Raw genomic sequence first — 14,751 nt, forward strand, 5'->3', positions numbered from 1 at the left:
AGACTGTATGACTCTTTGAAACAACTTGAAAAGGCAGTTGTTGACTACTTCGACACAATTACCCCAGAGGTTTTGAGACAATTATGCGCCTGCTCGTATATATGATGTTACAATATGGAACCTGTATAATGCCCAGATGCGAAATACGACAACATGAGGGTGAAGTGGCCGGGCACCCCGCAGAGGAGCGAAGCGGTGCCACTTTGGCCATTAAGGCCATTTCCCGGGCCCCGGACACGCCTCCCGCCTGATAGCCGCATTTGATGCGATGATCAGGCGGGGGGCGTGGGAGGGGGATGGAAGCGAGCGCTCAAGGCGTGACTGACAGGACATTGCGGTGGGTAAGCATTTTTTCGCCACCAGGCTTTACCCACTCAGTTAGAATGAGAGCCTTAGTTTGTATTGTCTTCAGACGGACCAATTCAGGCCCGGGGCCCAAAATGGCTTTTGGGCTTTTTGCCTTGGCCGAAATCAACCTGATCAGACGGAAGCGGAAAGTGTCTTGACTTTGTTCAGATATCCCTGCATGTCAAATTTTCGTTTGAGACCGGCGGAATTCATGTAGCGCACACTTCCGAACACAGCGCGGGATTGCCAGGGCCGGTCATGCTTGCCGAAGCACCAAGCGATGCCGGCAAATGAATTGGGGTCGCGGCCGTCCAACTGGTATTTATTGTTCAGCCACAGCATCAGCTGGAAAGCGGTTTCGGGGTCCGGGGTCCATTCGATGAGCCTCTTTCCCCAATACATGCGCAAGTAGTTGTGCATCTTCCCAGTGCTCACCATCTCCTTTTGGGCCGCGTTCCAGAAAGGATCTGCCGTGGCGGCGGATTCCAGTTCCTCAGCGCTGTAGATATAAGGCCTGGCGTCGAAGATGTGGTCGTTGAGGCTCTGCCTGGCCCAGAGCGGAACGCAGGCGAAGCTATCATAGTCGGGATTGAACCAGCAAAAATTGCAGCTCAGTTCCCTGCGGACAATTAGCTCCTCCAGAAAGGAGGCCAGCCCGGCCTGATGGGAATCTAGGCCGCTTTTATCGCGGATCAGGCCAGCGGCGGCGTAAGCCGGTACCTCATTGTATTCCAGAGCCGCCAGCGCCACTTCCAGAGCGGAGAGCTGACCAAAATGCAGCCAGGGGCTAAGATTGCTCTGGATATTCAAAGAGGGATCGTTGCGTTTTTCAGCGTAAAGTCTAAGCCTGTTGAATAAAAACAGCACCCAGCGTTTGTACGCTTCATTGTAACCACCGCTAAATGAAGTTGACAAACCCACCGAGAGATCGATCCTCAAGTGTTGGGTGGCAAATTTCCACAAGTGCGCAAACCTCACGCGTGGTTTCACTTCAAGATGGGCGATCGATCCCGGTATGGTTGGTGGCGCTTTGTCTGTTAGACTGTAATCGGGCCCTTCCACAGGTTCCAGCCAGTTCTCCAAATGCTTCAGGATCTTGCCCCGGATGGTGGCGGCAGAGTATTCCTCCTTGTTCGAAACAATCTCCACCGGGACCACCGTGTCGCTTTCCACCTCCAGCCAGCGCTCCGGGCCGAGTTTCGCGTAAAGCTGTTCCCGCCAGAGCCGCTGCCAGCGCAGATATCCCCGGTCGGTCACCACAAATCCGCTCTTCCCGGCGATCGTGGCTATCACTTCATCAGGTTTGCCACTGCAGAGATAAAAGGCGATACCCAGTTCAGACAGCCGCTGCGCTGTTTCCGCCAAACCTTCCAGCATAAACCGGTAGTGACGGAGATTGGCGTCCGGCACTTCATCACTGAGCACGAAAACCGTTATCAGAGGTATTTGCCAAGCCGAGGCAAGTTCGGCTGCCTTGTTCAAAGCATGGTTGTAATCCACGCGCTGGCTCTGCTGCATCCAATAGAGCACAAATTCAGTTCTGCCCCTCGTTGCAGGCATCTGCCCGCTGATCCTGGCTGGGTTCATCTTCTTTTCCCCGTTAACTGTGGTTTTTGCTGGACAATATCCGCGCGGGCGGAATTGTGTCAACCGATATCCCCCCGTAAGTGTTTCCCCAGTCTCAGGAAAACAGCGGGGCTGGAACGAAAGTTGCATTGGTTGGCTCGTAATGAAGCTGCAAAGATCGTCTCAAACCAGCCTGAAATAGTGAACAAATGAGGAAAGATGACCGTTTTGATCATTGCGACGGTGCTCCTGATAGCCTTTTGGACCCATGAATTCTGGCGGCACCAGCGCAACGTGAAAGCAATCCCCGTGCGGATCCACGTGAACGGGACCCGAGGGAAATCCAGCGTAACCCGTCTGATCGCGGCCGGGCTTCGCGCCGGCGGCAAACGCACGGTGGCCAAGATCACCGGCACCCTGCCGCGCGTGGTGCTTCCGGACGGACGGGAGGCCGCGATCATACGCCTGATGGGAGCGAATATCATCGAACAGAAGTACATTTTCCGCCACGCCGTGAGCGATAAGCCGGACGCCATTGTGGTTGAATGCATGGCCGTGAACCCGGTTTTCCAGTGGATCACGGAGCGCAAGTTCGTGCGCAGCACCATCAGCGTGATCACGAACTGCCGCGCCGACCATCTGGACCTGATGGGTTCCACGGAACAGAGCGTGGCGATGTGCCTCAGCAACACCATCCCCCACGGCGGCAACTGCTACACGGCGGAAAACGTTCACTTCGGCCTGCTGGAAAAGGTTGCCCACAAACGTCATTGCCAGATCCACAAGGTGCGCCCCGTGGATGTGACCACCAAGGAACTGGCGCAGTTTCGCTACATCGAGCATGCAGAAAACGTGCAGCTCGCTTTGGCCGTCTGCGCCGAAGCGGGAATTCCCCGCGATGTTGCGCTGCGAGGCATGCAGAGTGCCAATCCCGATCCCGGCGCCCTGCGCAAGTATGTGATCCACGAAGGCCATAAACTGATCACCTTTTACAACGTTTTTGCCGCCAATGATCCCGATTCCACCGCCCGCGTGATCGACATGGTCACCGGCCATCTCAGCAACGTGGCCAAGATCGTCATCCTGAACAGCCGGGCCGACCGGCTCTTCCGCTCGCACCAACTGGTGGACGCGGTCATCAAGCTGGATTATTCTTTTCTGCTGCTCACCGGCGAGATTTGCGACAAGGTGGAAGCCTACGCCCTCCAGGCCGGGGTCCCCAAAAACAAGCTCATCACTCTCGGCGAGCCGCTGCCGGAGGAGATCTACCGCAAGGTGGTGGAACTCACCTCCGGCGAATCCCACGTGCTGGGGATCGGCAACATGGCCGGCAGCAAAAAATATGGCGCGCAGATCGTTGCGCATTTCAAGCATAAATCGAGAAAGCAAAATGAGGAATTAAAGTGGTTGAAGCAGTAATTCAGGCCGCGGTTGGCCTGGGCGTGATCATCAGCCTGATCTTCAGCGAGATGCTGGGCGCTTCCGCCGGCGGGATCGTTGTGCCTGGCTATCTGGCCCTCTATCTGGACAAGCCCATGCAGATCCTGGGTACCCTGGCGGTGAGTTTGCTCACCTGGGGGATCATCCGGATCATCTCCCAATTCACGCTGATGTTCGGCAAACGCCGCATGGTCCTGAGCATTTTGATCGGATTCATCCTCGGCTGGGCCACCCGGCTGCTTGTGTTTCAAAACATCACGGTCTATACTTTTCAGATGCAGTCCATCGGCTACATCGTGCCCGGCCTCATCGCTAACTGGTTCGAGCGCCAGGGCTTCGTGAAAACCATCACCACCATGGGCATTGCCGCCATCGTTGTGCGTCTGGCCCTGATGGTGATCTTCAACGGGGAGGTCTAAGCATGTACCGCCCCTCCCTCAAATCCGGTTGGTCGCTGATCCTGCTCTTCGCGCTCAGCCTCGTCCTCTTCCTCATCGCCCACTTCAGCTACGTGACCATCAAGGCCGATTTCCACGAAGAAAAAGTGGCGGCCGCCCAAACCATGGCCGCCTTCATCGACAGCCTGAGAGCTGAACAGCAAAACCTCGGCATCCCCTTCGATCCCATCAACGATCCTTTCCAGACCGGCCTGATCGGCATCGCCCGCAGCACCATCACCACCGATCGCGGCTTGCTCTCGGAAAAACAGGCCGCCCTCAATCCCAATCTGGCCGCGGTCTTCGTGGAAGAATTTTCCCGTCAGGGCCTCAAAGCCGGCGATCACGTGGCTGTGGCCATCACCGGCTCCAATCCGGGAGCGAACCTGGCCCTCTATGCCGCCCTCGAGGCGATGGAACTGGAACCCGCCATCATTGCGGCCCTCTCCTCCGCATCTTATGGCGCCAACCTGGAAGAATACACCTGGCTGGACATGGAGGCCATCCTCAAAGATAAAGGCCTGATCGATTTCGGCTGTCAATACGCCTCCCTCGGCGGCAAGGACGACCTCGGCATCGGGCTTTCCGACCCTGGCATCGCGGCTTTGTTCGATGCCATGTCCCGCAACGGTGTGGGCCAGATCCTCGGCGCCACCCTGGCCGACAACGTTCAAGCCCGCGTGAGCGCCTACAATCAGCTGCTGCCGGAAGGAAAGCGCTACCGCCTGTTCGTGAATCTGGGCCGCGGCCTGGCTAATGTGGGCAGCATCCCGAATGCCAACCAGATCCGCGAAGGCCTCAATCCCAAACTGGCCGAGGAGCAGTTCGATCCCGAAGGCGTGATGATGATCATGGCCCGCGAGGGCGTTCCGGTCTTCAGCATGCAGCATCCCCGCCGCTGGATCCGCCGTTATAAGCTGGAGGACGCTTCCGGCCAGATGCCGGAGCCAGGTGTGGGCCCTGCTTTCAGCCAGAAAAAGCACAACGTCACCGTGGCCGCCATTTGCCTCGCCCTGCTGGTGGCCGCCATCATCGCGGTGATCATCCTCGACCGCCACGACCGCCATTTCATGGCCAACATCGTGGATCCCGATGAAGAATTATGATTTTGGAGCATAAATGTTCAAACGCCTGATCCTTGCCCTGGTCTGCCTCGCGGCCCTGTCCGCGCTGGCCGCGAAGGTCAAGCCCCTCAGTTTCACCGATCCCGGCAACCGCCGTCTGCTTAAGACCGAAGCCGGTAACCACTGGTATTACCGTTCCCTGCCGGAAAGGTCCATGACCCTCAACGTTGAGGGCATTGACGCCATCCAGCTGCGTTCCTTCGGATTGGATGACCTGCGCAAACCGCAGGTGATCACCATCATCGGCAAAGAAAAAAGGACCTGGGACCTCAGCCTGGAGCAGCGCCTCGACGGCTATTACATCTACCGCGAGTTCAGCCTACCCATCCCCACCGGCACCAAGACCATGGAACTCCTCTGCTATGAGCGCGGCATCTATTTCCGCGCCTTCCACAGCGTTAAGGCCGCGCCCAAGCCCAAGCCCGCCAAACCGACCAACCTCGCCATCAAAGCCCACGGCGGCGTGATCACCATCTGCCATAACGGCACGGACAGCCCCTACTACGTTTTCAATACCTCCCAGGGGATGAAATTCACCCTCAACAACGGCCGCGCCGCCAACCTCTATGTGCGGGCCAGATTGCTGGACCGCAGCCTGCCTGTCTTTCAGCTTTTCCGCGATGGCGTTCTGCTGGACACCAAAGAGTTCACCCTGCGCCGTAGCACCAAATACAAAGCCGTGGGCGTGGAACATCTCACCACCGGCATGAAGATCGAAATCCCGGGGCAAAGCGGCCCCGCCGAATATGAACTGCGCGCTGTGAGCGACCACATGTTTTTCGCCCGGCCGGTGCTGCGCAAGGCCAATTGAGGATCAGCATGCCCGAACCCCGCAAACAGGAACCGCAGGGACCCGCTCCTGAAGATCAGGCCGGGATCCCGCCGGATAAAAACCGCCAGCCGGACCAGGATGAGCGCCAGCCTTCGAAGCAGCCGGTGAAGCCGCCCCGCAACATCGTACCCATCATCATGGGACTGGCCCTCTTTCTGCTTTTCACGCCCCGTGCCCTCTCTGCCCAACTGGACATCGGCGTCTCGCTGGGAACAACCTACTCGGACAACGTGTTCCAGCTCTCGGAGTACGACCTGGGCCGCTGGGACCACAGCCATCCCAACCTGAATTACGTGAACACCACCGACGACCTCAGCATCAAGGCCCGCTTCGACCTGGCCTATCCCATTCGCTACCAGTGGTGGAAGATAATTCCATCCGTAACCGCCACCATCTCCCAAAACGTTTCCAATCCGGACAAACAGCGCCAGGACGCCCTCTTCCGCCTCCGCGTGGAACGCTATTACTGGAATTTCACAGCCCTCTACGGCTATTACCCAGAAAATTACGTGCGCAGCTACGTGGACACCGACGGCACCCAAAACCTTGAAAAATACAGCTATGCCCGCAATCTCTACCGCGGCGACCTCAACCTCAAGCCCTTCAAAAACGCCACGATCCAGCTCCATGGACGCTATGAGCAGTACTATTACAACCAGTACTTCACCGAGTACGACGCCAACGCCACCACCCTCGGCCTCGGCGCCCGCTATGCCTTTCCCGCCTTCAGCCTCGGCGCCAACTACCGCTACCGCGTTTATGACAACCACCGCCACGACGCCGAGGACGGCAGCTACGCCAGCAACCGCTACAGCGGGAACATCCGCCTTAAAAGCACTCCCCTGAACAACGACAAACCCGACAGCCCCACCTTTTATCCCGAGCTCACCCTCTCCTACGAGGAGCGCTTCTTCCAATCCCTGGACCCCTGGTATGGCGGCCGCGCCGATTTCATCTACAACACCTCCGCCGCCTTCAATTTCGATTTTGGCCCCAGTTGGAATTTAAAGCTTGACTACTCTCACGCCTACAGGAATGTAGAATCACCTGTGGAAGAAGTCTGCCGCGCCAGGGAATACAGCGAGAACAAGGTCTCTGCCACAGTCAAATACAGCTTTTAGGTGAGCACCATGGAATTCAGAAAAGAAAGCGACGTCAAAAAGATCCGCGAACTCCTCGATCTTTCCGAAAACCACAAGATCGAGCTGCGTCACTACAAAAACCCCGTCCTGGTCTGGGCGGTGGCGGACGGCACGGCCTACTACACCATCTGGGAAAACGAGCTGCTGGAACGCTACGGCCTCGCCAACGTGGACGGCTGGGACTTTGAGGAAGACCTGCTCTTCTGTCCGGACTGGATGGAGGATGACAACGAAGACGATGACGACCTGGACGACGATGACGACGAGGACCTGGGGCTGATCTGCGATTTCAAGCTGCCGCCCCCGGAAAAGAAATAGACGAGGATTAGCGCATGCGGGTCGCGGTGATCGGCGGAGGAGGTTGGGGCCTGGCTTTGGCCAATCTTCTGGCTGAAAACGCCCATCCGGTGATGGTTTGGGAGCACGATCCCGCCTTTTTGCAGACCTTGCTTGCCACTCGCTCCAATCCCCTGCTCCTGGCCAACCTCAGCCTGCCCGAAACAGTCCTTTTCACCGGCGATTTCCATGCCCTGGCGGATTTCCAGCCTCAGCTTGTGGTCCTGGCCACCCCTACCCAGTTCATCCGTGCCACCCTGGAGGGAATTCCTCCTGCCGCCGCGGACCGGATCTGGGCTGCGGAAAATCTCAAGGCCGTGGTCAACGTGGCCAAGGGCATCGAGGAAAACACGCTGCTCACCCCCAGCGGAATTCTGCGTGAACTTCTCCCCGCCGCTGTCCAGGACAGGTTCTGCTCCCTCTCCGGACCCAGCCACGCCGAAGAAGTGGCCCGCCGGGTACCCACCACAGTGGTAATCGCCGGAGCGGATGACGAACTGCTCAGCGAACTCCAAACCGTTTTCAGCAACAGCTTTTTCCGCGCCTACAGAAGCACCGACCTCACCGGCGTGGAGATGGGCGGCGCGGTGAAAAACGTGATCGCCATCGCCGCCGGGATCGTTACCGGGCTTGGCTTTGGCGACAACACCATGGGCGCGTTGCTCACCCGCGGGCTGGTGGAGATCCAAAGGCTGGGTGTGGCCCGCGGCGCCAAAGCGGAAACTTTTTTGGGCCTCTCCGGCGTGGGCGACCTCATCACTACAGCCATCTCTCCCCACAGCCGCAACCGCCACGTGGGCTTCGAGATCGGCTCCGGACGCAAACTCAGCGCCATCATCACCGAAATGAAAATGGTCGCTGAAGGCGTGGCCACCACCCGCTCCGTCCACGCCCTGGCCACCCGCGCCAATGTGGAAATGCCCATCATCGCCCAAGTTTACGCCACCCTTTACCAAGACAAGGATCCCCGCCAAGCCATCCTCGAACTCATGACCCGCGAATTGAAAGCGGAATAAACCTCGTTTCCCCTGTCGGCTCCCAATATCAATACGGTATCAATACGGAATCAATACGGATTTCATCCGTAATGATTCCGTATTGATACCGTATTGATATTGGGAGCGACCCGGGTTTTTTGCCTTGATCAAGATTGCCACGATTTACCCAGGTGTGAGCCCCAGATCTGAATCCTTGGATAAAATCCAAATGTGAAACCCTGATTTGAAAGACGGAAGGTGGTGGCTTCAGCCACCGTATCTGCCAGAACCTCCGCTGAGCATGAAGATGACCGGTGTGCTTCAGCCACCGGAGGGACAATCCACAAGTGATCATCCGCGTGGGGATTTGACCCGATCGCGACCATGCCAGCTGGCGGTTAAAACCGCCGGAAATAGTGTCCCAGTAAACCTGATCCCGGTATACGGTGGCTAAAGCCAATGCCTTCCTTCTATTTGCTGAGTCATGCGGCCGAATGGCAGAGAACAGATTCATCCCCCGCCGGGCTGGAAACCACTTGGTGGGTGGAGCCAAGGTGCCATTCCGGTGTGGAGGCCCCGGAATCCATGCCCTGGACAAGTCTTTTCCGGCCCTCTTTCAAACTGATTGGGTAATGGGCTGAACACAAGGCTTTTTTTCCTACAAAGTGAATAATGACCGGAAAAACCCTTCGTCAGAGGGGTGCAGCACTATAGGCGGGGTGTTTCAACCCCCGCATCAGCCAGCCGGAGCAAAACAACCCCGCCTCGTGCGGGGTGTGGGAATTCACGGAGCGATTCATCGCTTCGCCACATGATAAGGTCAGCATCCAGCCCATCCGATCAGCGATAAATCACGCATCAAAGTCCTGCACTCGCAAGCGGGTTTGAATTTCTCTTTACGCGACCGGATACGGGGGTTGAAACGCCCCGCCTACAGTCCTGCACCCCGCGCGAGGCGGGGTTCTTTGCCTCTGTTGGGCTTCCGCGGCTTTCAGAGTCAACGCAGGGATTTGGCATCTAAAGGCACAGGATCGACTATCATTACGGGTTTCCTCAGTTACCCACTCATTTGAAAGAGAGCCATTTGAACTTGAGCCAAAAGAGAGCAAAAAAAACGCCCCGGCGAACTGGTTCGGCGGGGCGGGTGATTAAGTTTGAGATGATCAGAGGTAGGGACGGAGTTTGTCCATGACCTTGTCTTTTTGCACCAGTCCGATTAGCTGAGCGGCTATCTCACCCTTGTGGAAAACCAGCAGGGTGGGGATGGACATGATGGATAGGCGGGTGGCTATGTCCGGGGCGTTGTCGATGTTGCATTTGGCAACCTTTACCTTGCCTTCAGTTTCCACGGCGATCTTTTCCACGGTGGGTCCCAAAGCTTTGCAGGGTCCGCACCAGGGCGCCCAGAAATCAACCAGCACAGGCAGTTCGGACTGCATGACTTCGGTTTCGAAGTTTTGGCTTGTGATCTCCAGCATCGCTACTCCACGATGGCCAGGATGTCGTCCTTGGAGAGGATGAGCAGTTTTTCGCCTTCGATCTCGATCTCGGTGCCGGAGTATTTTCCGAACAGGATCTTGTCGCCCACTTTGACGATCTTTTGCAGGTCTTCATCGGTGCCCACGGCGATCACTGCGGCGATCTGGGGTTTTTCCTTGGCGGTGTCGGGGATAATGATGCCGCCGACGGTCTTTTCAGCGGTGGCGTTTTCGGGCTTCACCACAAGATGTTCTTCAATTGGTCTCAGTTTCATTGGGTTCCTCCATAATGTATTTTGCAAATCTGCAGATATGATAACGCGAGAGGCGTAATTAGCAAACCTCTTTTTCGAGTGCTAAGATTTTGTCAAGACAAATCCGGGATCAGGGACTTTGTACAGCCAGGGCTTCATCCGGAGCCGATCACGTGCTGGAGGTAGCCGTTGAGCAGATAGAGCACGCGATCGAATTCCTTTTCGCCGGGGACGATGATGTCGGCGTTCTTTTTGGTGGGTTCGATGAAGGCCTGGTGGGAAGGCTTCACCGTTTCCAGATACTGGTTGAGCACGCTTTCGGGGTCGCGTCCGCGCTGCAGGATGTCGCGCTGGAGGCGTCGGGCGAGGCGGATGTCGGAATCGGAATCGAGGAAGATCTTGAGGTCGGAGATGTCCAGCAGATCGCTGTAGTAGAGAGCGAAGATGCCTTCCAGGATCACGACTTCGGCGCCGGCGATGCAGAGCTTGCCCTCGGTGCGGCTGTGGGTGGCGAAATCGTAGTCCGGAACGTTGACCGCTTCGCCGGCCAGCATCAGCTTCAGGTCATGGACCAGGTATTCCTGGTCGATGGAGTCAGGGTGATCGAAATTTACTTTCGCGCGCTCTTCCTGGCTCAGGTGGGCGAGGTCGCGATAGTAGTTGTCATGGGAGAGGATGACAGTTTTGAGGCTGGCGATGCGGCGCCCGATCGCTTTGGCGATGGTGGTCTTGCCGCTGCAGGTGCCTCCTCCGATCAGGATCAGATGCGCTTTTTCAGGCATGGTTCACTCCAGGGAATTCGTCGCGGAAAAACGCGGAAAAAAGAAAAATGAAAAAAGAGAAAAATACGGAATCAGGTGGACAAACCAAATTGGTCGATTGGCGTAACATTAAATCATGTCCATTGGGGGGCAACAAGCTCATGCAAAAAATGTTGAAATCCCGATTCCATGCATACTTCCGGTAAAATCAAGCCTGTTGGGAAAAACTGTTAATCATGCGCTTGAAGGATGGCCGTGGGCCAAAGTTCAGTAATACTCCATGGCCGGTGTTTGTCGAAGCTAGATAGTTGATCAGCTGTGATTCATGTTCCGAAGTCAATTTCGCCGCAGTTTTGATCTCCACAATCACCAAATTGTCCACATAAAGATCGGCATAATAATCACCGACCTCCACGCCTTTGTACTTAACCTTGATAGGTTTCTGGGACTGCACTTCATAACCCAGGGCCTTCAGTTCTATCTTCATGGCGTTTTCATATACCTTTTCCAGATAGCCGAAACCAAGATTGTTGTAAACAATGAAAAAACAATCGATTATCCTGCTACTGACGTCCTTTTCGATCTTTTTTTCTTCCATTTACCCCTCCACTAATTGTTTGGCCCGGTGACGTGACCCCCACATTGGTGTTTCTCTTTTTTTCTTCATAGCATTTCTCTTTTTCCGCGCTTTTCCGCGACGAATTCTCTTTCCAGCAAGTCCAGGATCTTGAGCGAAACGTCAGAGCCGAAGAGGTCGGGGCGGCTGGAGGGAGGCCGGAAATCCAGGATGGAGAGGGGGAAAGCCCTGGAATCTACAGGCAGAAGGAGGTTCCAGCCGCTGGCCACGGTTTCGGTCCATTCGGTTTCGGAACGCAGGGTAACGCAGGGTATGCCGAGGATGCAGGCCTCTTTCTGAATGCCTCCGGAATCGGTGAGCACCATGTCCGCCGCGCCCATCAGGCTGATGAAATCCAGATAGGAAAGGGGTTCGACGTAGCGCAGGTTGGCAAAAATGTCCAGATCGATCCGTGCCAATACGTTGCGGGTGCGGGGATGAACAGGAAAGACGATGGTTTTGCCCAGACTGTTCAGGGCTTTCAGGATATGCTCCAGGCGGGCGGGATCGTCCACATTGTAAGGCCGGTGCAGGGTTAGCAGGGAAAAGGAGCCAGCCTGGAGAGAAAGTTCAGCCAGGATGTCGGAAAAGCCCTCCGCCAGCTCCAAACCCAGCTTCAGGCTGTCGGACATGATGTCGCCAACCAGGCGGGCTTTGTCCTGCAGGCCTTCGCGGCGGGCGTTCTCCATGGCCGTGGGAGTGGGACAGAGAAGCAGATCGGAAACATGATCGGCCACCACTCGGTTGATCTCTTCTGGCATGGAGCGGTTGAAACTGCGCAGGCAGGCTTCCACATGGGCGGTCCTGAGGCCGAGTTTGGCCGCCGCCAGCACCCCGGCGAGGGTGGTGTTGGTATCACCGTAAACGATCACCCAATCGGGGTTTTCCTCTGCCAAAACGGGTTCCAGGGCGGCCAGGATCTCCGCTGTCTGCACTCCCTGGCTGCCGGAACCGATGTTCAGGTTGTGGTCCGGCGCCGGGAGCTGCATGTCCCGGAAGAAAACGTCGTTCATCTGGACGTCATAATGCTGTCCGCTGTGGATGATTATCTCCGAATGGCGTTCTCGGATCAGGCGCGAAAGCGGGGCCAGTTTCACGAACTGGGGCCGGGCACCGACGATCTGGGCTATTTTCATGGCTGCTCCTTGGCTGAGGGAATGGATGCCAGTCTCTTGAGGCCGCCCGGAATGTCAAGTTTGGTTTGGCTTTGGCCAAAGATGGAGTAACCTATTAAAAAAAGATAGACAAATAACAGCCTATCAAAATCATGGTTTTACAAACTAATCCGACCTGGCCCACAGGAGCCTGAGAATAAGACATGGACATAACGAACATATTCAGCCAGTACGTCACGCCGGAAAGAGTGAATGTGGTTTTACGCGTTTTGCTCACTCTGGCCATCGGCATCCCGCTGATCATACTGTTGAAAAAACTCACCCAGCGGATCGTAACGAACAGGTTCTCGCCCCAAAGCGAGCAGTTGATTGTTCGCTTTGTTTACTATCTCAGCCTGCTGATCCTGCTGGTGAGCGTCCTGAACGAATTCGGGTTCAAGCTTTCCGCCCTGCTGGGCGCGGCCGGAGTGGTGGGCATCGCGATCGGCTTTGCCTCGCAGACCAGCGTCTCGAACATCATCAGCGGGATCTTCCTGATCTCGGAAAAACCCTTTGTGGTGGGTGATGTGATCGAGGTTGCCGGCATCCGCGGGACCATCGAAACCATAGATCTGCTCTCGCTGAAGCTGAAAACGCCGGACAACCAGTTCGTGCGCGTGCCCAACGAAACCATGATCAAGAGCGAGGTGACCAACCTCACCCGGTACCCTTTGCGCAGGATCAACATCAAAGTGGGCGTGGCCTACAAAGAAGATCTGAGCAGGGTGAGCCAGCTGCTGGCGGAGATCGCCGCCGCTGAACCGCTGGCCCTGAAAGACCCTCCGCCGGTGATCATGGTGGAGAATTTTGGTGATTCCAGCATTGATTTCCTCTTTGGAGTCTGGGGCAGGACAGATGAGTTTTTTGATCTTAAAACTTCTTTGATGATCCGCATCAAGGATACTTTCGACGCCAACCATATCGAAATTCCTTTCCCGCATGTATCGCTTTATGCGGGAGAGACATCCAAGCCTTTAAAAATAAGCAACGAAGGAAGTGCCAACACATGAAAAAGAAACACAAAATCAAAGCCGTGATCTTCGACCTGGACGGAACCCTGCTGGACAGCCTGCAGGACATGGCTGAAAGCATGAACAAGGCCCTGGCCGAATCCGGCTTGCCCGAGCATCCGCTGGAGGCATACAAGGATTTTGTGGGCGACGGGCTGTTTAAACTGACCGAAAGAGCATTGCCGGCATCACGGCGGAAAAAAGCCGACGTGGAAGCGATGGCCGAAAAGTTCTGGGTCAATTATGAGGAAAGCTGGTTTCTGCACACCAAGACCTATCCGGGAATCCTGTATCTGATCCAACTCTGCGTTTCCCACAAGATCAAGGTGGCGATCCTTTCCAATAAGGTCCACTATTTCACCAAAAAGATGATCCGCCACTATTTCCGCGGCGCGATGATCAATCAGGGCAAAAATCCGTTTGGCATTTACAGCGGTGAACAGCCGGACAAACCTGTCAAACCGGACCCCACCCGCGCGCTGGAACTGGCTGAGCGGCTGAAATGCAAACCCGAGAACATCGCCTTTCTGGGCGATTCCCCCGTGGATGTGCAAACAGCCAAAAATGCCGGCATGATCTCCATCGGCGCCGCCTGGGGTTATTGCGGCAGGGAAGCTCTGGAAAAAGCCGGAGCGGACTACGTGTTCGACACCGCGGCTGAATTTGCCACCGAACTGGAGAAAAATCCGATAAACTGATGCGCAGCTATCGCAAGGAACTGTGGTTCAACACCGCCCAACGCAGGGAGTATGTGAATATCACCTCCCAGGTGGAGGACTGCCTGCGCGAAAGCGGCATCAGGGAAGGCCTGTGCCTGGTGAATCCCATGCACATCACCGCCTCGGTGTTCATCAATGACGACGAAGGTGGCCTGCATCAGGATTTTGAGAGCTGGCTGGAACGCCTGGCCCCGGAGAAACCGCACTCGCAATATGCCCACAACGGCTTTGAGGACAACGCGGACGCGCACCTCAAACGCCAGCTGATGGGACGCGAGGTGGTGGTGGCGGTCACGGCGGGAAAACTGGATTTCGGCACCTGGGAACAGATCTTCTATGGAGAATTTGACGGCAGGCGCCGCAAGCGCGTGCTGGTGAAGATAATCGGTGAATAAATAAGCTGACCCCGCCACCCGGCGGGGTTTTTTGTATCCCCCGCTTCCAGGGCGGGGCGTTTTCGCTTGACACAAATCTGCCCCTGTCCAACCTGATGTTCGTCCTCCCCGCTGGCGGTCACTTATTTTGCGCGGACTGGCGCAGCAGAGGAAGGCAACACA

The 14,751-nt window shown here is 56.2% G+C and carries 16 protein-coding genes; 10 read left to right on the top strand and 6 right to left on the bottom strand.

The genetic code is table 11. From position 1 onward, the window contains the following. Positions 1–480 precede the first annotated feature (480 nt). Entirely contained in the window at positions 481–1,935 is a 1,455-nt protein-coding gene (locus LHW45_00005; GenBank protein ID MCB5283969.1) for a deoxyribodipyrimidine photo-lyase, read from the bottom strand. Positions 1,936–2,133: 198 nt separating this feature from the next. Between LHW45_00005 and pgsB the strand changes: the two genes are divergently transcribed. Genes pgsB through LHW45_00040 form a run of 7 tightly spaced genes read left to right on the top strand, consistent with a single transcriptional unit; the run spans position 2,134 to position 8,241 of the window. After that, positions 2,134–3,333 (top strand): poly-gamma-glutamate synthase PgsB, encoded by a 1,200-nt coding sequence (gene pgsB / locus LHW45_00010; GenBank protein ID MCB5283970.1) that lies wholly within the window; start codon positions 2,134–2,136, stop codon positions 3,331–3,333. Further along, complete coding sequence (pgsC, locus tag LHW45_00015; protein ID MCB5283971.1) at positions 3,318–3,773, top strand: poly-gamma-glutamate biosynthesis protein PgsC; 456 nt, start codon at positions 3,318–3,320, stop codon at positions 3,771–3,773. The genes pgsB and pgsC overlap by 16 nt, the downstream gene beginning before the upstream one ends. Before the next feature lie 2 nt (positions 3,774–3,775). Then, on the top strand, positions 3,776–4,897 hold the full coding sequence (gene pgsW, locus LHW45_00020) for a poly-gamma-glutamate system protein (GenBank protein ID MCB5283972.1): 1,122 nt from the start codon (positions 3,776–3,778) through the stop codon (positions 4,895–4,897). A 13-nt stretch (positions 4,898–4,910) separates the two neighbouring features. Next, positions 4,911–5,726, top strand: a complete 816-nt coding sequence (locus LHW45_00025; protein ID MCB5283973.1) for a hypothetical protein — start codon at positions 4,911–4,913, stop codon at positions 5,724–5,726. Positions 5,727–5,734: 8 nt separating this feature from the next. Then, positions 5,735–6,868 (top strand): hypothetical protein, encoded by a 1,134-nt coding sequence (locus tag LHW45_00030; GenBank protein ID MCB5283974.1) that lies wholly within the window; start codon positions 5,735–5,737, stop codon positions 6,866–6,868. Between the two features lie 9 nt (positions 6,869–6,877). After that, positions 6,878–7,207, top strand: coding sequence for a hypothetical protein (locus tag LHW45_00035; protein ID MCB5283975.1), 330 nt, complete (start codon positions 6,878–6,880; stop codon positions 7,205–7,207). Between the two features lie 14 nt (positions 7,208–7,221). Continuing rightward, a complete protein-coding gene (locus tag LHW45_00040; GenBank protein MCB5283976.1) occupies positions 7,222–8,241 on the top strand; it encodes an NAD(P)-dependent glycerol-3-phosphate dehydrogenase in 1,020 nt (339 codons plus the stop codon). A gap of 1,124 nt (positions 8,242–9,365) precedes the next feature. On the opposite strand, the gene trxA is transcribed toward LHW45_00040, so the two are convergent. From trxA to wecB, 5 genes are all read right to left on the bottom strand, one after another. Then, the gene (gene trxA / locus LHW45_00045) at positions 9,366–9,680 is read right to left on the bottom strand and encodes a thioredoxin (protein ID MCB5283977.1); all 315 of its coding nucleotides are present in this window, start codon (positions 9,678–9,680) and stop codon (positions 9,366–9,368) included. A 2-nt stretch (positions 9,681–9,682) separates the two neighbouring features. Then, on the bottom strand, positions 9,683–9,955 hold the full coding sequence (locus LHW45_00050; protein ID MCB5283978.1) for a co-chaperone GroES: 273 nt from the start codon (positions 9,953–9,955) through the stop codon (positions 9,683–9,685). 134 nt (positions 9,956–10,089) lie between these two features. Continuing rightward, positions 10,090–10,716: a uridine kinase gene (udk, locus tag LHW45_00055; GenBank protein ID MCB5283979.1), complete on the bottom strand. Its 627-nt coding sequence runs from the start codon at positions 10,714–10,716 to the stop codon at positions 10,090–10,092. Between the two features lie 187 nt (positions 10,717–10,903). Then, complete coding sequence (locus tag LHW45_00060) at positions 10,904–11,293, bottom strand: GxxExxY protein (GenBank protein ID MCB5283980.1); 390 nt, start codon at positions 11,291–11,293, stop codon at positions 10,904–10,906. A 65-nt stretch (positions 11,294–11,358) separates the two neighbouring features. After that, entirely contained in the window at positions 11,359–12,447 is a 1,089-nt protein-coding gene (wecB, locus tag LHW45_00065; GenBank protein ID MCB5283981.1) for a UDP-N-acetylglucosamine 2-epimerase (non-hydrolyzing), read from the bottom strand. Positions 12,448–12,629: 182 nt separating this feature from the next. Between wecB and LHW45_00070 the strand changes: the two genes are divergently transcribed. Genes LHW45_00070 through LHW45_00080 form a run of 3 tightly spaced genes read left to right on the top strand, consistent with a single transcriptional unit; the run spans position 12,630 to position 14,589 of the window. After that, positions 12,630–13,475 carry a mechanosensitive ion channel family protein gene (locus LHW45_00070; GenBank protein ID MCB5283982.1) on the top strand — a complete coding sequence of 282 codons (846 nt, stop codon included), beginning with the start codon at positions 12,630–12,632 and terminating at the stop codon, positions 13,473–13,475. After that, a complete protein-coding gene (locus LHW45_00075) occupies positions 13,472–14,173 on the top strand; it encodes an HAD family hydrolase (protein ID MCB5283983.1) in 702 nt (233 codons plus the stop codon). Before LHW45_00070 ends, LHW45_00075 begins: the two co-directional genes overlap by 4 nt. Then, entirely contained in the window at positions 14,173–14,589 is a 417-nt protein-coding gene (locus LHW45_00080) for a secondary thiamine-phosphate synthase enzyme YjbQ (protein MCB5283984.1), read from the top strand. Before LHW45_00075 ends, LHW45_00080 begins: the two co-directional genes overlap by 1 nt. Positions 14,590–14,751: the final 162 nt, after the last annotated feature.

The sequence above is a fragment of the Candidatus Cloacimonadota bacterium genome, from assembly GCA_020532085.1.
GTDB lineage: Bacteria > Cloacimonadota > Cloacimonadia > Cloacimonadales > Cloacimonadaceae > Syntrophosphaera.